Origin of the sequence: Roseovarius conchicola (assembly GCF_041403425.1) — a bacterium.
Classification (GTDB): Bacteria; Pseudomonadota; Alphaproteobacteria; order Rhodobacterales; family Rhodobacteraceae; genus Roseovarius; species Roseovarius conchicola.
The window spans coordinates 352,776-371,854 of sequence record NZ_JBGEHK010000004.1 but is presented as its reverse complement, the minus strand read 5'-3'; the positions used below and the strand labels follow the sequence as shown (position 1 = coordinate 371,854).

Annotated in this window: 21 protein-coding genes; 10 read left to right on the top strand and 11 right to left on the bottom strand. The window is 59.2% G+C overall.

Annotated elements, in window-relative coordinates:
• Positions 1-53 precede the first annotated feature (53 nt).
• The 4 genes from V6N02_RS13960 to V6N02_RS13945 are packed head-to-tail and all read left to right on the top strand — an operon-like array spanning position 54 to position 2,959.
• On the top strand, positions 54-731 hold the full coding sequence (locus tag V6N02_RS13960) for a cell division ATP-binding protein FtsE (RefSeq protein WP_371226224.1): 678 nt from the start codon (positions 54-56) through the stop codon (positions 729-731).
• Complete coding sequence (locus V6N02_RS13955; protein WP_371226221.1) at positions 731-1,639, top strand: cell division protein FtsX; 909 nt, start codon at positions 731-733, stop codon at positions 1,637-1,639. The genes V6N02_RS13960 and V6N02_RS13955 overlap by 1 nt, the downstream gene beginning before the upstream one ends.
• Positions 1,636-2,379, top strand: a complete 744-nt coding sequence (locus V6N02_RS13950) for a lysophospholipid acyltransferase family protein (protein ID WP_371226219.1) — start codon at positions 1,636-1,638, stop codon at positions 2,377-2,379. The genes V6N02_RS13955 and V6N02_RS13950 overlap by 4 nt, the downstream gene beginning before the upstream one ends.
• Positions 2,357-2,959: a pyridoxamine 5'-phosphate oxidase family protein gene (locus V6N02_RS13945; protein WP_371226217.1), complete on the top strand. Its 603-nt coding sequence runs from the start codon at positions 2,357-2,359 to the stop codon at positions 2,957-2,959. The genes V6N02_RS13950 and V6N02_RS13945 overlap by 23 nt, the downstream gene beginning before the upstream one ends.
• Before the next feature lie 29 nt (positions 2,960-2,988).
• Here the strand turns inward: V6N02_RS13945 and lpdA are convergent, their stop codons facing one another.
• The 11 genes from lpdA to mdh all read right to left on the bottom strand — a co-directional run bounded on the left by lpdA (position 2,989) and on the right by mdh (position 14,709).
• Positions 2,989-4,377, bottom strand: coding sequence for a dihydrolipoyl dehydrogenase (gene lpdA, locus V6N02_RS13940; RefSeq protein WP_371226215.1), 1,389 nt, complete (start codon positions 4,375-4,377; stop codon positions 2,989-2,991).
• A 73-nt stretch (positions 4,378-4,450) separates the two neighbouring features.
• Positions 4,451-4,843 carry a hypothetical protein gene (locus V6N02_RS13935; RefSeq protein WP_371226213.1) on the bottom strand — a complete coding sequence of 131 codons (393 nt, stop codon included), beginning with the start codon at positions 4,841-4,843 and terminating at the stop codon, positions 4,451-4,453.
• A 3-nt stretch (positions 4,844-4,846) separates the two neighbouring features.
• Complete coding sequence (locus V6N02_RS13930) at positions 4,847-5,257, bottom strand: MAPEG family protein (protein WP_371226211.1); 411 nt, start codon at positions 5,255-5,257, stop codon at positions 4,847-4,849.
• Positions 5,254-5,682, bottom strand: coding sequence for a hypothetical protein (locus V6N02_RS13925; RefSeq protein ID WP_371226210.1), 429 nt, complete (start codon positions 5,680-5,682; stop codon positions 5,254-5,256). Before V6N02_RS13925 ends, V6N02_RS13930 begins: the two co-directional genes overlap by 4 nt.
• A gap of 91 nt (positions 5,683-5,773) precedes the next feature.
• A complete protein-coding gene (odhB, locus tag V6N02_RS13920; RefSeq protein WP_371226208.1) occupies positions 5,774-7,279 on the bottom strand; it encodes a 2-oxoglutarate dehydrogenase complex dihydrolipoyllysine-residue succinyltransferase in 1,506 nt (501 codons plus the stop codon).
• 3 nt (positions 7,280-7,282) lie between these two features.
• Positions 7,283-10,243: a 2-oxoglutarate dehydrogenase E1 component gene (locus V6N02_RS13915; protein ID WP_371226206.1), complete on the bottom strand. Its 2,961-nt coding sequence runs from the start codon at positions 10,241-10,243 to the stop codon at positions 7,283-7,285.
• Positions 10,240-10,950 (bottom strand): hypothetical protein, encoded by a 711-nt coding sequence (locus tag V6N02_RS13910; protein WP_371226204.1) that lies wholly within the window; start codon positions 10,948-10,950, stop codon positions 10,240-10,242. The genes V6N02_RS13915 and V6N02_RS13910 overlap by 4 nt, the downstream gene beginning before the upstream one ends.
• 113 nt (positions 10,951-11,063) lie before the next feature.
• Positions 11,064-11,945, bottom strand: coding sequence for a succinate--CoA ligase subunit alpha (sucD, locus tag V6N02_RS13905; protein ID WP_371226202.1), 882 nt, complete (start codon positions 11,943-11,945; stop codon positions 11,064-11,066).
• A gap of 17 nt (positions 11,946-11,962) precedes the next feature.
• The gene (locus V6N02_RS13900; protein WP_371226200.1) at positions 11,963-12,298 is read right to left on the bottom strand and encodes a hypothetical protein; all 336 of its coding nucleotides are present in this window, start codon (positions 12,296-12,298) and stop codon (positions 11,963-11,965) included.
• A gap of 26 nt (positions 12,299-12,324) precedes the next feature.
• A complete protein-coding gene (gene sucC / locus V6N02_RS13895; RefSeq protein WP_371226198.1) occupies positions 12,325-13,518 on the bottom strand; it encodes an ADP-forming succinate--CoA ligase subunit beta in 1,194 nt (397 codons plus the stop codon).
• A gap of 228 nt (positions 13,519-13,746) precedes the next feature.
• Entirely contained in the window at positions 13,747-14,709 is a 963-nt protein-coding gene (gene mdh, locus V6N02_RS13890) for a malate dehydrogenase (protein ID WP_371226196.1), read from the bottom strand.
• Positions 14,710-14,865: 156 nt separating this feature from the next.
• Between mdh and V6N02_RS13885 the strand changes: the two genes are divergently transcribed.
• From V6N02_RS13885 to V6N02_RS13860, 6 genes are all read left to right on the top strand, one after another.
• The gene (locus tag V6N02_RS13885) at positions 14,866-15,627 is read left to right on the top strand and encodes a sulfite exporter TauE/SafE family protein (protein ID WP_371226195.1); all 762 of its coding nucleotides are present in this window, start codon (positions 14,866-14,868) and stop codon (positions 15,625-15,627) included.
• A 58-nt stretch (positions 15,628-15,685) separates the two neighbouring features.
• Positions 15,686-16,228, top strand: a complete 543-nt coding sequence (locus tag V6N02_RS13880) for a hypothetical protein (RefSeq protein ID WP_371226194.1) — start codon at positions 15,686-15,688, stop codon at positions 16,226-16,228.
• Positions 16,229-16,394: 166 nt separating this feature from the next.
• The gene (locus V6N02_RS13875; protein WP_371226193.1) at positions 16,395-17,258 is read left to right on the top strand and encodes an HpcH/HpaI aldolase/citrate lyase family protein; all 864 of its coding nucleotides are present in this window, start codon (positions 16,395-16,397) and stop codon (positions 17,256-17,258) included.
• Between the two features lie 4 nt (positions 17,259-17,262).
• Positions 17,263-17,808, top strand: coding sequence for an NnrU family protein (locus V6N02_RS13870; RefSeq protein WP_371226192.1), 546 nt, complete (start codon positions 17,263-17,265; stop codon positions 17,806-17,808).
• A gap of 6 nt (positions 17,809-17,814) precedes the next feature.
• Positions 17,815-18,018 (top strand): DUF1737 domain-containing protein, encoded by a 204-nt coding sequence (locus V6N02_RS13865; protein ID WP_371226191.1) that lies wholly within the window; start codon positions 17,815-17,817, stop codon positions 18,016-18,018.
• Positions 18,019-18,020: 2 nt separating this feature from the next.
• Positions 18,021-19,052: a MaoC family dehydratase gene (locus tag V6N02_RS13860; protein WP_371226190.1), complete on the top strand. Its 1,032-nt coding sequence runs from the start codon at positions 18,021-18,023 to the stop codon at positions 19,050-19,052.
• Positions 19,053-19,079: the final 27 nt, after the last annotated feature.

Below are 19,079 nucleotides of genomic sequence, written 5' to 3'. Positions count from 1 at the left end.
ATATGTGTCCTCTGGGGCATTTAGGGACAAATGTGCGTCGTGGGGGGCAGCCTTTGATCGAGCTGGAAAATGTGGCCTATAGCTATGGCGGCGGCGAGTTGCTGAGTGAGATATCGCTCAAGCTGCAACCCGGATCGTTTCATTTTCTGACCGGGCCGTCCGGGTCAGGCAAGACCACCTTGCTGAAGCTTTGTTACGGGGCCCTGTTGCCCACGGCCGGACATATCCGCCTGTTCGACGCCGATCTGCGCGCGATGGAGCGGGATGACATCGCCATGATGCGCCGCCGCGTGGGGGTTGTGCATCAGGATTGCCAGTTTCTGGATCACTTGCCGCTTTCGGAAAATGTGGCCCTGCCTCTGATGGTGTCAGGCCGTGATTTGCTCTCGGAAAGCGCCAATCTCAAGGAATTGCTGACCTGGGTGGGGCTGACACAGCGCGCCGATGCCCTTCCGCCGGAATTGTCAGGCGGCGAAAGGCAGCGCGCCGCGCTGGCCCGTGCGGTGATCATGTCGCCTGACGTCGTGCTGGCCGACGAGCCAACGGGCAATGTGGATTGGGAAATGTCGCAACGCCTTTTGCATCTGTTGGTCGAATTGAACCGCATGGGCAAGACGATCATGATTGCGACCCATGATCTGGCGCTGATCCGCGCGGCCAAGGCACATGTGCAGGCCCGGGTGCTGCGGATTTCCAACCGTCGTTTGCAACTGGCGGGGGCGGATTTGTGATGCAGCGCCCCGATATCTCCAAACTGACCGGTTTCCTGATGGGCGATGCACAGGCCGACCGCGTTGTCCCTCCGACCGGCTACACCGCCTGGCTGACCCTGTTCAGTGCCGGGGCGATGGCCTTTCTGGCGGTGTTCGCCATTGCCCTGTCGCTTGCCACCGGGCGCTTGGCAGATCGCTGGGGGGATGAGTTGGCGCGCAGTTCGACCATCCGCATCTCGGCCCCCGAAGGCCAGATGACAGCGCAGACCGAAGCGGCTTTGGCCGTGCTGCAGACCACCACGGGCGTGGCCAGCGCCCGCGCGCTCAGCAGTGATGAGCACCGTGCTTTGCTTGAGCCATGGTTTGGCCCGGGCCTGCCAGTGGATACTCTTCCGATCCCGCAGCTGATTGAGGTTATTGAAGATGCTGATGGCTTTGACGCCGAAGGATTGCGGTTGCGGCTGGCGGCAGAAGTGCCGGGTGCAGTGCTGGATGATCACACCAGATGGCGCAAGCCGCTGGTGCGCGCGGCCACGCGATTGCGGTTGCTGGGCTGGGTGTCGCTGTTGCTGATCGCAGCGACCACGGCGGCGATCATCACGCTGGCAGCCAATGCGGCGCTGGCGGCAAATGAACAGTTGATCAAGGTGCTGCGCTTGGTCGGCGCGCGGGATGGGTACATCGCGCAGGCCTTCGTGCGCCGCTTTACCCTGCGCGCCCTTGGTGGCGCGGCCGTGGGGGCTGCGCTGGCTTGTTTTGCGATCCTGTTGCTGCCTTCGGCCCAGGCAGAAGGCGGGTTCCTCACCGGGCTGGGCCTGCAAGGCTGGCACTGGTTGTGGCCGTTTGTTGTCCCGCCTCTGGCTGCCGGTGTGGCCTTTGCCGCCACGCAGGCGGCGGCCCGTAAAACCTTGAAAGACATGTCATGAGATACGCAATCCACTGGTTCTGGTCGCTGCTGTTTATTGTCCAGATGTATCTCATGATGGCGGTTCTGGCGCTTTTGTTTTTTCCCTGGGCCGTGGTCAGTCGCAAGGGCGCGCTGACCGCCTGTCAGACCTACTGCCGTTGGGTCTGTTGGACCGCCGGTTGGATGGTCGGGTTACGTACCGAAGTGCGTGGGGAGGTGCCCACCGATGAGGTCATGATCGCGGCCAAGCACCAGTCGTTCCTTGATATCATTATGATTTTCGGGGCGGTGCCGGCGGGCAAGTTCATCATGAAACGCGAGCTGATGTATGCGCCGTTTCTTGGCCAATACGGGCTGCGGATCGGCTGTGTGCCGGTCAATCGCGGCAAGCGGTCTCAAGCGATCAAGAAGATGGTGTCTGATGTTGCCCGTGGGAACGCGCATCCCGGCCAGTTGATTATTTACCCGCAAGGCACGCGGATCGCCCCCGGCGTCAAGGCGCCTTACAAGGTGGGCACCAGCGTGCTTTACACCGAGCTGGGGCAGGATTGTGTGCCCGTGGCAGCCAATGTCGGTGTGTTCTGGCCCAAGCGCGGGATCTATCGCAAGCCGGGTCTGGCGGTGGTCGAGTTCTTGCCCCGTATCAGGGCGGGCCTGCCGAAAGAAGAGTTCATGACGCGGCTGGAAGAGTCGGTGGAAACCCACTCGAACCGGTTGATGAAAGAGGCGGGGTTCGATGCGGATACTCAAGAAGACTGACGAGCTGACCGGGCTTTACCCCGATGCGGTGCCTGCCTCGCTGACCAAGGTCGCCACACGGCTGACCCCGCTTTATCGGGACTGGATCGAAGGCGCGCGGTTTTGTGTGCTGTCGACCGTGGGGCCGGATGGCGTGCATGGCAGCCCCCGCGGGGATGATGGCCCGGTGGTGCGGGTTCAGGATGCCCAGACCCTTCTGATGCCCGATTGGCGTGGCAATAACCGGTTGGATTGCCTGCGCGATATTGTCGAAGATGGGCGCATTGCGCTGCTGTTCATGGTGCCGGGATCAAACACCACGGTGCGCGTCAATGGCCGGGCTGTTCTGACCGACAATCTGCCCTTGCGCGAAAGTTTTGCGCGCAAGTCGATCCTGCCCGCCACTGTGATCGTGATCGAGATTGCCGAGGTTTATACCCAATGCGCCAAGGCGCTGATGCGCTCGGGCCTGTGGAGCCGGAACGACAAGGATAGCGTGCCCACCGTCGGGCAAATCCTTGCGGATATGTCAGATGGAGAGATGGGCGGCCCGGACTATGACGCGAATTACGAAGAATATGCCAAGCCGCGCATGTGGTAGAAAGGTGGGGTGAAACCCCACCCTACCGCTTATGCGTGGATTGCCCCGTCGCCGCAGGCCAGCGCGGCCTCACGCACGGCTTCCGAGAAGGTCGGGTGCGCGTGGCAGGTCAGCGCCAGATCCTCGGCCGAGGCCCCGAACTCCATCGCCACGCAGATCTCGTGGATCAAATCACCTGCCGCCGGGCCGATGATGTGGCAACCCAGAATGCGATCAGTCTCTTTGTCGGCCAGGATTTTCACGAACCCGTCGCCCGCATGCACCGCCTTGGCGCGACCGTTGCCCATGAAGGAAAACTTACCGACCTTATAGGCGCGGCCCGCCTCTTTCAGGGTTTGTTCAGTCTCGCCCACATTGGCCACCTCGGGGTGGGTGTAGATCACGCCGGGGATCACGCCGTAATTCACATGGCCATGCTTGCCTGCCAAAACCTCGGCGCAGGCCATGCCCTCATCCTCGGCCTTATGGGCCAACATCGGACCGTCGATGGCATCGCCAATCGCGTAGATGCCTTTGATATTGGTCTGCCAATGATCGTCGGTCTTGATCTGCCCGCGCTCGGACATCTCAACCCCAAGCGCCTCAAGCCCCAGACCGTCGGTAAAGGGTTTGCGCCCAGTGGCGACCAGAACGACATCCGCGTCTAGCATGTGTTCGCTGTCATCTTTGCGCAGTTTGTAATGCACCTTGGCCTTTGTCTTGGTCGCCTCAACCGATTGCACGGCGGCCCCCATTTTGAAGGTCAGACCCTGCTTTTTCAGAATACGCTGGAAGGTCTTTTGCACCTCGGCGTCCATGCCCGGAGTGATCGCATCGAGGAATTCCACAACAGTCACCTCGGTGCCCAGGCGCGCATAGACCGACCCCAGCTCCAGTCCGATGACGCCCGCGCCGATCACCACCATCTTCTTGGGCACTTTGCCCAGCTCCAGCGCGCCGGTTGAGGTCACGACAACTTTCTCGTCGACCTCAACACCCGGCAAGGACGATGGCTCGGACCCGCTGGCGACGATTATGTTCTTCGCCTCGTGCACCTCATCGCCCACCTTGACCTTGCCCGCCGCGGGGATCGAGCCCCAGCCTTTCAGCCAATCAATCTTGTTCTTCTTGAACAGGAATTCGATGCCCTTGGTGTTCTGGCCGATTGTCTCGTCCTTATAGGCCAGCATCTGTTTCCAATCGACCGAGGGCGCTTTGCCCTTCAGACCCATCTTGGGGAAATTATGCTGTGCCTCGTGCAATTGATGGCTGGCATGCAAAAGCGCCTTGGACGGGATACAGCCCACATTCAGGCAGGTGCCGCCCAATGTCTCGCGCCCTTCAACACAGGCGGTTTTCAGGCCCAGCTGCGCACAGCGGATTGCGGCCACATATCCACCGGGGCCAGAGCCGATGACGATCACGTCGTATTGAGCCATGTGATAACCTCCCTTGGGGTCAGAATTCATGTTTATGGCAGCATGCGCCGTGGCGTGCGCGCATGCAACCGGATCACCTGTGTTTGATGGGGCGCGGTCTAGGGGGCGGCTTTCCTGAAAACGGATCGCGCGGATCAATGCGCGGGATTTTGGGGGGAAACGGGTTCTCTGTACCCGGCACCAGCCACTTGCGCCCGTGGATGCCCTGCATTTCTTTCATGGTCAGCGGGCCATAGGCGCGGGCACCGCGTTTGTTGGTCCAAAGCAATGTGCCGTCCTTGGGGCAATTCAGCGTGCCGATCCCGTCCTCGGTCCTGCCCTTGGCAAAGGGGCCCGACTCATTGAAATAGCGCTGTGGGATATCTCCCCTACGCGATCCCGGCCCGACGCCCACAACGACCACAATATGGCCCTCAAACCCGCAGGTGGGGCATATCAGCTTGGTGGGTGGGGTCAGATAAGCCATCGCTCAGACCAGCGCCGCCAGCAGCATCAGCGTGGTGGCGCCAAAGCCGATAAACCAGATCAGCGACCGCCAGGGCCGCCAGCCAAAGTAATAGGCCGGGATATAGAGAAGGCGCGCGCCCAGATAGGCATAAGCACATGCGGCGGTGAAGGGGGTGGACTGACCCGAGAGGGTGATCACCACACAGGCAATGGTGAACAGGATCAACCCCTCGAAATGGTTGTTCAGCGCCCGGTAAAGCCGCGCGGTTTTCACCGACAGCTGATCTTCCAGACTGCCCCCCAACCGCTCGCGATCCCGCGGCGAGGCCGTCTTGCCCGGCCCCAGTTCCATATTGGCGGGCACGGCCATCAGGACGAACTGAACGACTTGCAGGAGCGCAGCGAGGGTAAGGGCGGTGAGTTCGGGGGTCATTTGAGAAGTCCCCTCTTTGCGGAAAGGATTAGATAGTAAAGCCCTACCAGCCATACTACACCCAAAAACAGCGCTCTTTTCCAACTGATGTAAACTGTTGAATAGTAAGTGTCGCTGTAAGCGACATCATTAGTTTGCATCATGAATTGGGATGTCATGACAATGAGCGCGGGTATGGCTATGGCCAGAAACACAGCAACCATAGCCCAGATCGCTTTTCTACTTCGCCGAAAACAATAGAAGCTAAGACCAAAAGTGGCGGCCAGAAGCGGGATAGAGACCAACAGCACAATGGTTTGAGAGCCCTCAAATTCAAAGTTGCCTATCGAATACCCTAGTAGAACTTTCATGATATTAACTGCCATGGTGAGCCAGATGAGAGCGCTAGACAAGCCAATAAGCCATATACCGAATGGGGTATTCATCAGTCTCCAGTTCCTAATCCCATTATGTTTACGACACGGGCATCGCTTGACCGCTCTTGGTCAAGCGATGCCTTGAGACAGCGTGGATTTTTTACAAATCCATCAACAACCGCCGGGGGTCTTCCAGTGCATCCTTGACCCGCACAAGGAACGTCACAGCCCCTTTGCCATCCACAATCCGGTGGTCATAGCTGAGCGCCAGATACATCATCGGCCGGGCGACGACCTCGCCGTTCACCACCATGGGCCGTTGCTGGATCTTGTGCATGCCCAAAATCCCCGATTGTGGCGGGTTCAGGATGGGCGAGGACATCAGCGAGCCATAGACGCCACCATTGGAGATCGTAAACGTCCCGCCCTGCATTTCGGCCATCGACAGTTTGCCATCCCGCGCGCGGGCGCCTTTTTCGGCGATCTGTTTTTCGATCTCGGCAAAGCTCATCTGATCCGTATCGCGGATCACCGGAACAACCAAGCCCGTCGGCGTACCAGCAGCGATGCCCATATGCACGAAGTTCTTATAGACGATATCAGTGCCATCAATCTCGGCATTGACCTCGGGCACTTCTTTCAGGGCATGCACGCAGGCCTTGGTGAAGAAGGACATGAAGCCCAGTTTGACACCGTGTTTCTTGACGAACTCGTCCTTGTACTGGCTGCGCAAGGCCATCACCTCGGTCATGTCGACCTCGTTATAGGTGGTTAGCATGGCGGCGGTGTTCTGGCTGTCTTTCAGACGGCGCGCGATGGTCTGGCGCAGGCGGGTCATTTTCACCCGTTCCTCGCGGGCGGCGTCATCGGCCGACACCGGCGCGCGCGGGGCTTGCGCGGGGGCGGCTGCCGGTGCAGGCGCTGCAGGCGCGGCGGCGGCCCTGGCCACATCGTCTTTCATGATGCGTCCGTCGCGGCCCGAACCGGTGACCTGATCGGCGGATATACCGGCCTCGGCCATCGCCTTTTTGGCCGACGGGGCGTCTTCGACATCCTTGCCGGTTGCCGCCGCGGCGGGGGCAGGCTCGGGGGCTGAAACGGCCGGGGCCGCGGCCCCACCGGAGGAGGACATGGTGGCCAGCTTGCCACCGGCCTGCACGGTTTCCCCTTCCTTGAACAGGATTTCGGTGATCGTGCCCGAGGCTGGCGCGGGCACTTCGACAGACACTTTGTCGGTCTCAAGCTCGCACAGCATTTCATCTGCCGAGACGCTGTCGCCCACGGCCTTGAACCATGTGGACACGGTCGCCTCGGTCACGCTTTCACCTAGGGTCGGCACCATGACATCGACGCTGTCACCACCGCCCGCAGGGGCAGCTGCCGGAGCTTCGGCCGGGGCTTTCTCCGCCGGGGCAGGGGCCGCGCCTTCGCCTTCGGCAATGGTGGCCAACAGGGCATCGACCCCCACGGTTTCGCCTTCCTGCGCGACAATCTCGCCCAATGTACCGGCGGCGGGGGCGGGCACTTCGACGGTGACCTTGTCGGTCTCCAGTTCGCACAGCATTTCATCGGCGGCGACGGCATCGCCGGGCTTCTTGAACCAGGTGGCGACCGTGGCTTCGGTGACGGATTCGCCCAGAGTTGGAACGCGAACTTCAGTGCTCATGGGTTATTTCCCTTCCATGGTCAGCGCGGCATCCACCAGCGCCTCTTGTTGTGCTTTATGTTGGCTGCCAAGGCCCGTCGCGGGCGAGGCCGACGCAGACCGGCCTGCATAGACGGGTCGCGTATGTTTGGCTTTGATGCGTTCCAGCACCCATTCGATATTGGGCTCGATGAACGACCATGCGCCCTGGTTCTTGGGCTCTTCCTGACACCAGACCATTTCAGCGCCCTTGAAGCGGCTGAGTTCCTTGACCATGGCCATGGCGGGGAAGGGATAGAACTGTTCGACGCGCATCAGGTAGACATCGTCCAGCCCCCGTGCGTCGCGTTCTTCCAGCAGGTCATAATAGACCTTCCCGGCACACATCACCACGCGCTTGATCTGTTTATCCGCTTTCAGCTTGGTATCTGAATTGCCGTATTGCGCATCGTCCCACAACACCCTGTGGAAAGACGATCCGGTGGTGAAATCCTCGGCGCGCGAGATGCACATCTTGTGACGCAGCAGGGATTTTGGCGTCATCAGGATCAGCGGCTTGCGGAAGGTGCGGTGCAATTGGCGACGCAGGATGTGGAAGTAGTTGGCCGGGGTCGAACAGTTGGCAACGATCCAGTTATCCTGCCCGCACATGGTCAGGAACCGTTCCAGACGCGCGCTGGAGTGTTCCGGCCCTTGCCCCTCATAGCCATGCGGCAGCAGGCAGACGAGGCCCGACATCCGCAGCCATTTGCTTTCGCCCGAGCTGATGAACTGATCGAACATGATCTGCGCCCCGTTGGCAAAATCGCCAAACTGCGCCTCCCAGAGCGTCAGCGCGTTGGGCTCGGCCAGCGTGTAGCCATATTCAAAGCCCAGTACAGCGTATTCCGACAGCATCGAGTCGATGACCTCGTACTGTGCCTGCCCTGCGCGGATATTGTTCAGCGGATAATACCGCTCCTCCGTGTCCTGATTAACCAGCCCGGAATGGCGTTGGCTGAACGTGCCGCGTGTACAATCCTGCCCGGAAAGGCGCACCGGGTAGCCCTCCAGCTGCAGGCTGCCAAAGGCCATCGCCTCGGCGGTGGCCCAGTCGAACCCTTTGCCGCTCTCAAACATCTTGGCCTTGGTTTCCAAAAGCCGTCCGACGGTTTTATGCAGCGGATAGCCCTCTGGCGCGGTGCTGAGTGCGCGGCCAATTTCGGCCATGGTCTCAGGCTTGATGGCGGTTTCGCCGCGCTGGTAATCCTCGTCCTTGCGATCCAGATGTGACCACTTGCCATCCAGCCAGTCGGCCTTGTTGGGTCGATAGTCTTTGCCCGCTTCAAACTCATCCGCCAGATAGGCCTGGAACTGGGTCTTCATATCCTCGATTTCGCCCTCGGGGATCAGGCCGTCCTTGACCAGCCGCTCGGTGTACAGCGCCAGCGTGGTCTTTTGCCTCTTGATTTTCTTGTACATGATGGGGTTCGTGAACATCGGTTCATCCCCCTCGTTATGGCCAAAGCGGCGATAACAGATGATGTCGATCACCACGTCCTTGTGGAATTTCTGGCGGAATTCCGTGGCCACTTTGGCGGCATGTACCACCGCCTCCGGGTCATCACCATTGACGTGGAAAATCGGCGCTTCCACCATCAGGGCAATGTCTGTCGGGTAGGGGCTGGAGCGGCTGAAATGCGGGGCCGTGGTAAAGCCGATCTGGTTGTTCACCACGATATGCATCGTGCCGCCGGTTTTGTGCCCTTTCAGGCCCGACAGGCCAAAACACTCGGCCACAACGCCTTGCCCGGCAAAGGCCGCGTCGCCATGCAACAACACCGGCAGAACGGCGGTCCGGTCTTCGTCGTTCTTCTGATCCTGCTTGGCGCGCACCTTGCCCAGCACAACGGGGTTCACCGCCTCAAGGTGGCTGGGGTTGGCCGTCAGGGACAGGTGTACAGTATTGCCGTCAAACTCGCGGTCGGAACTGGCGCCAAGGTGATACTTCACGTCGCCCGATCCATCGACATCCTCGGGTTTGAAGCTGCCGCCCTGGAATTCGTTGAAAATCGCGCGGTAGGGCTTGGCCATCACGTTGGCCAGAACCGACAGGCGGCCCCGGTGGGGCATACCGATCACGATGTCTTTCACACCCAGCTGACCACCGCGTTTGATCACCTGCTCCATCGCCGGGATCAGGCTTTCACCGCCATCCAGACCGAACCGTTTGGTGCCCATGTATTTGACATGCAGGTATTTCTCGAACCCTTCGGCCTCGACCATCTTTTTCAGGATCGCCTTGCGGCCCTCGCGGGTAAAGCGGACTTCCTTGTCAAAGCCTTCAATCCGCTCCTTCAGCCATGTGGCCTGTTCAGGATCGGAAATATGCATGTATTGCAGTGCGAAAGTGCCGCAATAGGTGCGCTTTACAATCGACAGGATTTCGCGGATCGAGGCGATCTGCAGGCCAAGGACGTTGTCGATGAAAATCGGGCGGTCCATGTCGGCCTCGGTAAAGCCGTAGGATTTCGGGTCCAGTTCGGGGCGATGCGGCATCTCGCGCAGGCCCAGCGGATCCAGATCAGCGGCCAGATGGCCCCGGATACGATAAGCCCGGATCAGCATCAGCGCGCGCACCGAGTCCAGCACGGCGCGTTTCATCGCCTCGTCGCTCACCTCAACCCCGGCCTCGGCGGCCTTGGCCTTGATCTTGCTGCCTGCCTCATGCGCCTCGGCCTCGGGCGGATACTCCCCGGTCAGCGCGCTGGTCAGATCGTCAGCGGGCATCGGCGGCCAATCGCCCCGCGCCCAGGTCGGACCCGCCGCCTCGCGCTTCACCTCAACCTCGCCATCGCCCAACTGAGCAAAGAAAGATTGCCAGGCCTCGTCTACCGCGTTGGGGTCATTGGCGTATCGCGCATAAAGCTGCTCCAGATATTCCGCGTTGTGCCCCTGCATGAAGGACGAGGCGTGAAACTGGTCGTTGGGGGATTGGTCGGTCATGGTTGTGCCTCCAAATTCCTTGGGATGATTGTGAAGTCCGCACTGAATGCAAATTGAGATGGTCGCCCCAGATACTGTTCAAATGCCGTTTGATCTGCGTGTAGGAGGTCGAAACTCGCTCCCTTTGAGCAATCATTATAGTCTTTAGCGATTTCTATCTTTTCCTCATCCGTCCAACATGCAGGATAAACAACTTCCACTCGATGAACGGGGACAGTTTCGGTGCGCTCGAAGGCAACCGAGGCGGACGTAATCCAAAACTCTTCAAAACCGACCCATGGTTGTGTAGAAAACAGGCTAATACTGGTGGCGCCCGGCCCTTCGTCTAACAGGACGACGGCGGAAGTCTGTCCTTTTACATAGAGTCTCTTGATGGATAGCGGGTTTGCAGTGTTTCCAAAGACAAAGTCGGTTGTAAGAAACGGTTGGTCAGGCTCCATAAACTGAAGCCCTCCCGTTTCGAGACTGTCATAGAGTTCTTTCTCGGCCTGTCTTGCCGCTTTCCATTGCTCTACTGTGATTTGGTTGGGCATGGCAGATTGCTGAATGGCGCCCCAGTAATCAATCTCAATCTGTGTCCAAAAACCCTGAGGCTCGGAACGTTTGTATCCTAGCGAGAGAATGCACTCTTCCGCTGCCTTCCAATTCTCAGCCACAGCTGGAGCACATTCCGTGACAACGGGGAGTGATGGTGGGAGGTCGATCATGTTACACTCGTCTCGCGGTCAGGCGGCGTAGGGCGGGGTTCACCCCGCCACGCAGATTGCCGGGGTGAACCCCGCCCTACGCGCGATATGCGACGGTTGCGTAACATTCAGGTTTACCCAATCGCCTTCATCATCGCCTCGCCCAGACCGGCGGGGCTTTCCGAGACAATGATCCCGGCGCTGCGCATGGCTTCGATCTTGTCCTCGGCACCGCCCTTGCCACCGGCCACAATGGCACCGGCATGGCCCATGCGGCGGCCCGGAGGGGCGGTGCGGCCGGCGATGAAGCCTGCGACGGGTTTGGAACGGCCTTTTTTGGCCTCGTCCTTGATGAACTGTGCGGCTTCTTCCTCGGCGCTGCCGCCGATTTCACCGATCATGATGATCGACTCGGTTTCATCATCGGCCAGGAACCATTCCAGCACGTCGATATGCTCGGTCCCTTTGATGGGGTCGCCGCCAATACCAACGCAGGTGGATTGGCCAAGGCCCACATCCGAGGTCTGCTTGACCGCCTCATAGGTCAACGTGCCCGAGCGGCTGACAACACCACAGCTGCCGCGCTGGTGGATATGACCGGGCATGATGCCCATCTTGCAGGCGTCCGGTGTGATGATACCGGGGCAGTTGGGGCCGATCAGGGTGCTGGTCGAGCCTTCCAGCGCGCGCTTGACGCGCATCATATCGAGCACCGGGATGCCTTCGGTGATGCACACGATCAGGGGCATCTCGGCATCAATCGCCTCAAGGATAGAGTCCGCCGCGAAGGGGGGCGGCACATAGATCACCGACGCATTCGCGCCGCTTTCATGCATTGCTTCATGGACCGAGTTGTAAACCGGCAGGTCCAGATGCGTCTGCCCGCCTTTGCCGGGGGTGACCCCGCCAACCATCTTGGTGCCATAGGCAATGGCCTGTTCGGTGTGGAACGTGCCCTGCGAGCCGGTGAGGCCCTGACAGATCACTTTGGTGTTTTCGTCTACGAGTACGGCCATTGATATAGGCTCCTAGTTCAAAAATTCTGTATGAGTGAGATGACAAGACAGGCGAGGCCAAACGATCCGAGAACACAGCCGATCCATTGCAGCAGAAGGCCGCCACACGCGTACATCCGGAAGTGCCAATCAGGAAGCCAAATGCGTTGTTCGGCAACGCTTGCTGAGCGTTTAGCAAAAAACCAGAAGAACGAATGGTTCCGAGCGTCCCATCGCACGAAATCGGGATTTGATCCAATAAGCCGATTACCCTTCCCGACCAACCAGAAGACCACGCTCACGCCAATCACGACGAGCGCATGGAGCGGGCTCTCGAGTGGGTAGAATGGAAAGGGAAACGCTTCGATCTGCATGTTTGCTCCCGGGGCAGGCCCGACTTTTAGCCTTTGACCGCCGCGACGATTTTCTCGGCGCCGTCTTTGAGGTCGTCGGCGGCGATCACGTCAACGTCTGAATTGTTGATGATCGCTTTGCCTTCTTCCACATTGGTGCCCTCCAGACGGACAACCAGCGGCACCTTCAGGCCGACCTCTTTCACGGCGGCCACAACGCCCTCGGCGATCACGTCGCAACGCATGATGCCGCCGAAGATGTTCACCAGAATGCCTTTGACCTGCGGGTCCGAGGTGATGATTTTGAACGCCTCGGTCACCTTTTCCTTGGTGGCACCGCCCCCAACGTCGAGGAAGTTGGCCGGTTCCGAGCCGTAAAGCTTGATGATGTCCATCGTCGCCATGGCCAGCCCCGCGCCGTTGACCATGCAGCCGATCTCGCCATCCAGCGCGATGTAGTTCAGGTCGTATTTGGAGGCTTCCAGTTCCTTGGGGTCTTCCTCGGTCGTGTCACGCAGCTCGGCGATGTCGCGGTGGCGATACATCGCGTTGCCGTCAAAGCCCATTTTCGCATCAAGGCATTTCAGATCGCCGGTGTCGGTGGTGATCAGCGGGTTGATTTCGAGCATCTCCATGTCGTTCTCAACGAACATGGAATAGAGCGTGCCCATCAGCGCGACGCATTGTTTGACCTGCTTGCCTTCCAGCCCGAGGTTAAAGGCGATGCGGCGGCCGTGGAAGGCCTGATAGCCAGTAGCAGGGTCAATGCTGAAGCTTAGGATCTTGTCGGGGGTGGAATGCGCCACCTCTTCGATATCCATCCCGCCCTCGGTCGAGCAGACAAAGCTGACGCGGCTGGTTTGGCGATCGACCAGCAGGGCGAGATACATTTCGTTCTTGATGCCCGAACCATCTTCGATATAGATGCGGTTGACCTGTTTGCCGATTGGGCCGGTCTGTTTGGTCACCAGGGTGCGGCCCAGCATCCGCTTGGCCTCTTCGGCGGCTTCTTCCACCGATTTGGTCAGGCGCACGCCGCCTGCTTCACCGGCGCCGGGTTCCTTGAATGTGCCCTTGCCGCGGCCCCCTGCATGGATTTGCGCCTTGACGACCCAGAGGGGGCCATCAAGTTCCCCTGCTGCGGTCTTGGCTTCTTCGGCGCGCATCACAACGCGTCCGTCCGAGACCGGAGCGCCGTAAGAGCGCAGAAGGGCCTTGGCCTGGTACTCATGGATATTCATGGAACTGTCCCGTTTTGCTTCGATTTGGACCAGTTATACCCATAAGCCTTTAGGCAAAATAAATGGCTTTTTAGCTTTTCACATGGATTTGAGCGAGATTTATGTGTTTTGTGATCACACGATTAATAGCTGTGATCACAAAATAGATGAATGGCAGGAAATACTTGTTTTAAAATAGAATCAGGGCCGAGAATACCGGCCCTGAAGAATGTCAGTCTGTTCCCGGGATCAGGACAGCGAGCCGTCGATCCCTTTGCAGGCTTCAACCAGACCTTTGACCGCGTCGACGGATTTGTCGAACATGGCTTGCTCGTCCTTGTTCATCTTGATCTCGACCACGCGCTCAACGCCACCGGCCCCGATCACCGTGGGAACGCCCACGTAAAAACCGTTCAGGCCATAGGCCCCGTCCACATGGGCCGCGCAGGGCAGCAGGCGCTTCTGGTCTTTCAGATACGCTTCGGCCATCTCGATCGCCGAGGCAGCGGGGGCGTAATAGGCCGAGCCGGTTTTCAGCAGGCCAACGATCTCGGCGCCGCCATCGCGGGTGCGCTGAACAATCGCGTCCAGTTTTTCCTGCGTGGTCCAGCCCATCTCGACCAGATCGGGCAATGGGATACCGGCCACGGTGGAATAGCGGGTCAGCGGCACCATCGTGTCGCCATGTCCGCCCAGAACGAAGGCGGTGACATCACGCATGGATACATCGAATTCCAGGCTCAGGAAGTGACGGAAGCGCGCGCTGTCCAGCACACCGGCCATGCCGCAAACCTTTTCATGCGGCAGGCCCGAGAATTCACGCAGGGCCCAGACCATCGCATCCAGCGGGTTGGTGATGCAGATGACAAAGGAATTCGGCGCGTGCTCTTTGATGCCTTCGCCGACCGATTTCATGACCTTCAGGTTGATCCCCAGCAGGTCATCACGGCTCATCCCCGGCTTGCGCGGGACACCGGCGGTCACGATGCAGACATCGGCACCGGCAATATCTGCATAGGATTGTGTGCCTTGCAGGTCGGCATCGAACCCTTCGACAGGGCCGGATTCTGCAAGGTCCAGCGCCTTGCCTTCGGGGATGCCTTCGGCGATGTCAAACAGGACGACATCGCCCAGTTCCTTGAGTGCGGCGAGATGGGCGAGCGTGCCACCGATCATGCCCGCACCGATCAGCGCGATTTTGGGTCTGGCCATGGGATTGGTCTCCGATGCTTTGGAAATTTGGGTCATGGCCTAGTGGCAAATGGCGCAGGGCGCAAGGGTGCCGCGCTGCGGCATAAACGGAGGCGCGGGGTGTCGCGGCACGGATGTTCGCGCTAAAGCAGTAAGGAAAGAGGGGGTTAAGGCCACATGCCGGGCGATGGACAGTCGATAGCCATTTTTGCGCTCATGGCGCTGGCGGCGATGTTCGCGGGTATCTCGAAAGGCGGCTTTGGCTCGGGGGCGGCCTTTGCCAGTGCTGCGATTCTGGCGCTGGTGATGCCGCCGGGGATGGCGTTGGGGATCATGCTGCCGCTTTTGATGCTGATCGATCTGGCGACGCTGAAGCCCTATTGGCGCAAATGGAGCTGGCCCGATGCGCGGGTTTTGGTGCTGGGGGCGCTGCCCGGAGTCGCGCTGGGGGCGTGGCTCTATCGACAGGCAGATGCAGATTTGCTGCGCTTGCTGATCGGGGTGATATCGCTGGGTTTCGTGCTCTGGCAGATCAGCCGCCGCGCCGGGCTGTTGCGCCCGCCCAAACGCCCGATGCCGGTCTGGGGCGGGGCCTGTGCGGGTCTCATCGCGGGGTTTACCAGCTTTGTCAGTCATGCAGGTGGGCCGCCCGCGGCGGTCTATCTGTTGTCACGCGGCTTGGGCAAGACACCGTTTCAGGCCACCACGGTGCTGGTGTTCTGGCTGGTCAATATCGCGAAATTCATCCCCTACGCGATGTTGGGAATGTTCACGTTTGAGACGCTCAAGATCAATCTGGCATTGGCCCCCTTCGCGCTGATGGGGGCATGGTTGGGCGTCAAAGCGCATCTTCTGGTTTCGGAACGCGCGTTTTTCGCAATCACTTACGTGCTGCTCAGCCTGACGGGGGCCAAGCTGATCTGGGATGGAATCATGTAGCTGGACGAACGTTAGAGTTGTCTCTAGCGTGGCCCTCAAAACCTTAAGGAGTATTGCTATGAAACCGATTTTCTTATCGTGTTTTTTGCAGGTGTTGGGCGCAACTTTTGCAATGGCCCAAGATTCGAAAGAAAATATGACTTTGAGATACATCGCGGAAGTTAATGAGGAAACCGGCAACGTTGAATTGGTTCCTGTTGAGAAAAACTTTGATGATATGAAATTCTCCCAATCTGGAGGTTTCGTTTTCGACGAGCAGCCAAATTCAAGTTTCGCTTATTTTGATCCGGAAGGTAATCTGGAAGGTGTGTACCCGGCACCTATAACCACCGCAGATAAAGAGTTTATTTTCAGCCAAATAGACGAGGGTGGTTCAATCAAAAAAGTGAATTTTTTTGGTAGATCCCCTAGCCTTCCAACCGCTGAGGAAGTTAAAATGATTACGGAACAAGCCATCAATTCCACATTGGAATTGGTTTGCAGTTCAAAGCCACGGCCTGAAGAAATCGGCTTCAACGTATCTTTGGCGGTGGCGCTAGGCTTGGAAGGTAAATTGGAGTTTAGTGGAACTTGGCGGCCTCAACGCGATTGCGATGGGTAGCTGCTAATACAGTCTTTTTTGTAATTGGCGGTACAATACTGAACTTCTTTTATTGGTAACGCCGTGTTTCTGCGCTGCGGCGAGAAAAGGCTTGAACAAATCCACCAAAAAATGGCATCCCTCCGCACGATTGTTGCAAGGTGCAGCCCAGCCAGAAGAGGCCCCCATGGATATCGCCAACCACCCGTTTCGGTCTGTTCTTTATATCCCCGGCTCGATGGGAAAGGCGCTGGACAAGGCCCGTCACTTGCCGTGCGACGCGATTATCTTTGATCTTGAAGACGCCGTAACCCCCGATGCCAAGGTTGCCGCCCGCGAGGCCGTGGCAGAGGCGCTGCGGGAAGGCGGGTATGGCAAACGCTACAAGATCGTACGGGTGAACGCGCTGACCACAGCCTGGGGGCTGGATGATGTGCATGCCCTGCGCGATGTCGGGGCCGACGCGATCCTGCTGCCCAAGGTGAATGCCTCGTCCGATGTCTATAACCTGGCCGATCTGCTGGGGCCCGACATGCCGATCTGGGTGATGATCGAAACCCCGATCAGCGTGTTCAATATCCGTGAAATCGCGGCCCATCCGCGTGTGTTTGGGCTTGTGACTGGGACCAATGATCTGACCAAGGAACTCAGCTCGCGCTATCGCCCCGACCGTTTGCCGCTGATGCTGGCGCTGCAGACCATCGTGATGGCCGCCAGCGCCTCCAGGGTGATTGCCGTCGATGGCGTCTATAACAAGTTCCGCGACAATGACGGGCTGAAGGCCGAATGCGAACAGGGCCGGGATCTGGGCTTTGACGGCAAGACACTGATCCATCCGGGGCAGATCGAGGTGACAAACACCGCCTTTGCCCCCACAGAGGACGAGATTGATCTGGCCGAACGTCAGATCGCCGCCTTTGAAGACAGCATGGAACACGGCAAGGGTATTGCCGTGGTGGATGGCAACATCGTCGAAAACCTGCATGTTGTGGCGGCACAACGCGTGTTGGCCAAGGCGCGTGCGGTGGCAGACATGGCCAAGGAGGACTAAAACGATGTTGATTTTGATCGCAGGTGTTGCCCTCTGGGCCGGCGCACATTTGTTCAAACGACTGGCACCTGAGCGCCGCGAGGCGATGGGTGACAAAGGCCGCGGGATCGTGGCGCTTGTCCTTTTGGTCAGCATCGTACTGATGGTGCTGGGCTACAAAGCGGCCGACACCGCCGTGCTTTGGGGCCGCCATCCGGCCACCGTCGGCATCAACAACCTGCTGATGCTATTGGCAATCTATCTGTTTGCTGTGTCGGCTGCGAAAACGGCTTTGGCGCGCAAGATTCGCCATCCGCAGCTGACCGCGTTCAAAACGTGGGCCATAGCGCATTTGCTGGTCAACGGCGATATTGCGTCGATTGTCCTGTTTGGTGGATTGCTGGCCTGGGCCGTGGTCGAGGTGATCGTGATCAATCGTGCCAACCGCGACTGGACGCCGCCGGACCCCGTCCCGACCTCCAAGGAAATCAGCGCGATTGTGATCACCCTGGTGGTGTACGCGGTCGTTGTCGGCCTGCATTACTGGGCCGGATATCCGACTTTTGGGTGAAGCGGCATGAAGCTTTATCGTTTCCTCAGTGGCGATGACACGTCGGCCTTTTGCCACAAGGTGACAGCGGCCTTGAACAAGGGCTGGGCGCTGCATGGCGATCCGACCTATGCCTATGATCATGCGAATGGGGTAATGCGCTGCGGTCAGGCCGTGGTGAAAGAAGCAGAGGGTGATTACTCACCCGATATGAAGCTGGGAGAGCAGTGAGCATGGCCAAGACCAACCCAGGCCGGTTTTTCGAAGATTACACCGTGGGCGAGACGATCCACCACGCCGTTCCGCGCACCGTGTCAGGCGGCGAGCGGGCGCTTTATCACGCGCTCTACCCGGCCCGCCACGCGCTCTATTCCTCGGACGAATTCGCCCGTGGCTGTGGCCTGCAGGCCAGCCCGCTGGATGATATCGCGGCCTTCCACGTGGTGTTTGGCAAAACGGTGCCCGATATCTCGCTGAACGCGCTGGCCAATCTGGGCTATGCTGAAGGGCGGTGGCTGAAACCGGTCTGGCCGGGCGATACGATCCGCTCGACCTCGGAAGTGATCGGGGTCAAGCAGAACTCGAACGGCAAAAGCGGCGTCGTCTGGGTGCGCACGCGCGGCATGAACCAGCATGACGATGTGGTTCTGGATTACGTGCGCTGGGCGATGGTGCGCAAACGCGATCTTGATCTGGCAGCCCCCGAAACGGTGATTCCGGAGCTTGCCAAAGTTGTCGACCCTGCCGATCTTGTGATCCCCGAGGGTCTCGATTTCACCAACTACGATTTCACCCTCGCCGGTGAGCCGCATCGCTGGGGCGATTACGAGATCGGCGAGACGATTGACCATGTGGATGGTGTCACCGTCGAAGAGGCCGAACACATGATGGCCACGCGCCTGTGGCAGAACACCGCCAAGGTGCATTTCGATGCCACTCTGCGCGAAGACGGGCAACGTCTGATCTATGGCGGGCATGTGATCTCGATGGCCCGCACGCTCAGCTTCAATGGTCTGGCCAATGCGCAGATGGTGGTGGGCCTGAATGGCGGCACCCACGCGAATCCCTGCTATTCGGGTGATACGATCAAATGCTGGTCCGAAGTGCTGGACAAGGCCGAAACATCTGCCCCCGGCGTGGGCGCGATCCGGCTGCGTCTGGTGGCCACCAAAGGCGGTGCGCCGTTCGAGCTGAAGGGCGAAGACGGACGGTGGTTGCCCCATGTGATGCTGGATCTGGATTACTGGGCGCTGATGCCTGTCTGACCCCGGGTCTTTCACGTATTTTCAGAA

What these genes read in the sequence shown, in the direction of transcription:
- V6N02_RS13955 (WP_371226221.1), top strand. Translation starts at nt 731, where the DNA reads ATGCAGCGCCCCGATATCTCCAAACTGACCGGTTTCCTGATGGGCGAT.
- V6N02_RS13950 (WP_371226219.1), top strand. Translation starts at nt 1,636, where the DNA reads ATGAGATACGCAATCCACTGGTTCTGGTCGCTGCTGTTTATTGTCCAG.
- V6N02_RS13945 (WP_371226217.1), top strand. Translation starts at nt 2,357, where the DNA reads ATGCGGATACTCAAGAAGACTGACGAGCTGACCGGGCTTTACCCCGAT.
- lpdA (WP_371226215.1), bottom strand. Translation starts at nt 4,377, where the DNA reads ATGGCTCAATACGACGTGATCGTCATCGGCTCTGGCCCCGGTGGATAT.
- V6N02_RS13935 (WP_371226213.1), bottom strand. Translation starts at nt 4,843, where the DNA reads ATGGCTTATCTGACCCCACCCACCAAGCTGATATGCCCCACCTGCGGG.
- V6N02_RS13930 (WP_371226211.1), bottom strand. Translation starts at nt 5,257, where the DNA reads ATGACCCCCGAACTCACCGCCCTTACCCTCGCTGCGCTCCTGCAAGTC.
- V6N02_RS13925 (WP_371226210.1), bottom strand. Translation starts at nt 5,682, where the DNA reads ATGAATACCCCATTCGGTATATGGCTTATTGGCTTGTCTAGCGCTCTC.
- odhB (WP_371226208.1), bottom strand. Translation starts at nt 7,279, where the DNA reads ATGAGCACTGAAGTTCGCGTTCCAACTCTGGGCGAATCCGTCACCGAA.
- V6N02_RS13915 (WP_371226206.1), bottom strand. Translation starts at nt 10,243, where the DNA reads ATGACCGACCAATCCCCCAACGACCAGTTTCACGCCTCGTCCTTCATG.
- V6N02_RS13910 (WP_371226204.1), bottom strand. Translation starts at nt 10,950, where the DNA reads ATGATCGACCTCCCACCATCACTCCCCGTTGTCACGGAATGTGCTCCA.
- sucD (WP_371226202.1), bottom strand. Translation starts at nt 11,945, where the DNA reads ATGGCCGTACTCGTAGACGAAAACACCAAAGTGATCTGTCAGGGCCTC.
- V6N02_RS13900 (WP_371226200.1), bottom strand. Translation starts at nt 12,298, where the DNA reads ATGCAGATCGAAGCGTTTCCCTTTCCATTCTACCCACTCGAGAGCCCG.
- sucC (WP_371226198.1), bottom strand. Translation starts at nt 13,518, where the DNA reads ATGAATATCCATGAGTACCAGGCCAAGGCCCTTCTGCGCTCTTACGGC.
- mdh (WP_371226196.1), bottom strand. Translation starts at nt 14,709, where the DNA reads ATGGCCAGACCCAAAATCGCGCTGATCGGTGCGGGCATGATCGGTGGC.
- V6N02_RS13885 (WP_371226195.1), top strand. Translation starts at nt 14,866, where the DNA reads ATGCCGGGCGATGGACAGTCGATAGCCATTTTTGCGCTCATGGCGCTG.
- V6N02_RS13880 (WP_371226194.1), top strand. Translation starts at nt 15,686, where the DNA reads ATGAAACCGATTTTCTTATCGTGTTTTTTGCAGGTGTTGGGCGCAACT.
- V6N02_RS13875 (WP_371226193.1), top strand. Translation starts at nt 16,395, where the DNA reads ATGGATATCGCCAACCACCCGTTTCGGTCTGTTCTTTATATCCCCGGC.
- V6N02_RS13870 (WP_371226192.1), top strand. Translation starts at nt 17,263, where the DNA reads ATGTTGATTTTGATCGCAGGTGTTGCCCTCTGGGCCGGCGCACATTTG.
- V6N02_RS13865 (WP_371226191.1), top strand. Translation starts at nt 17,815, where the DNA reads ATGAAGCTTTATCGTTTCCTCAGTGGCGATGACACGTCGGCCTTTTGC.
- V6N02_RS13860 (WP_371226190.1), top strand. Translation starts at nt 18,021, where the DNA reads ATGGCCAAGACCAACCCAGGCCGGTTTTTCGAAGATTACACCGTGGGC.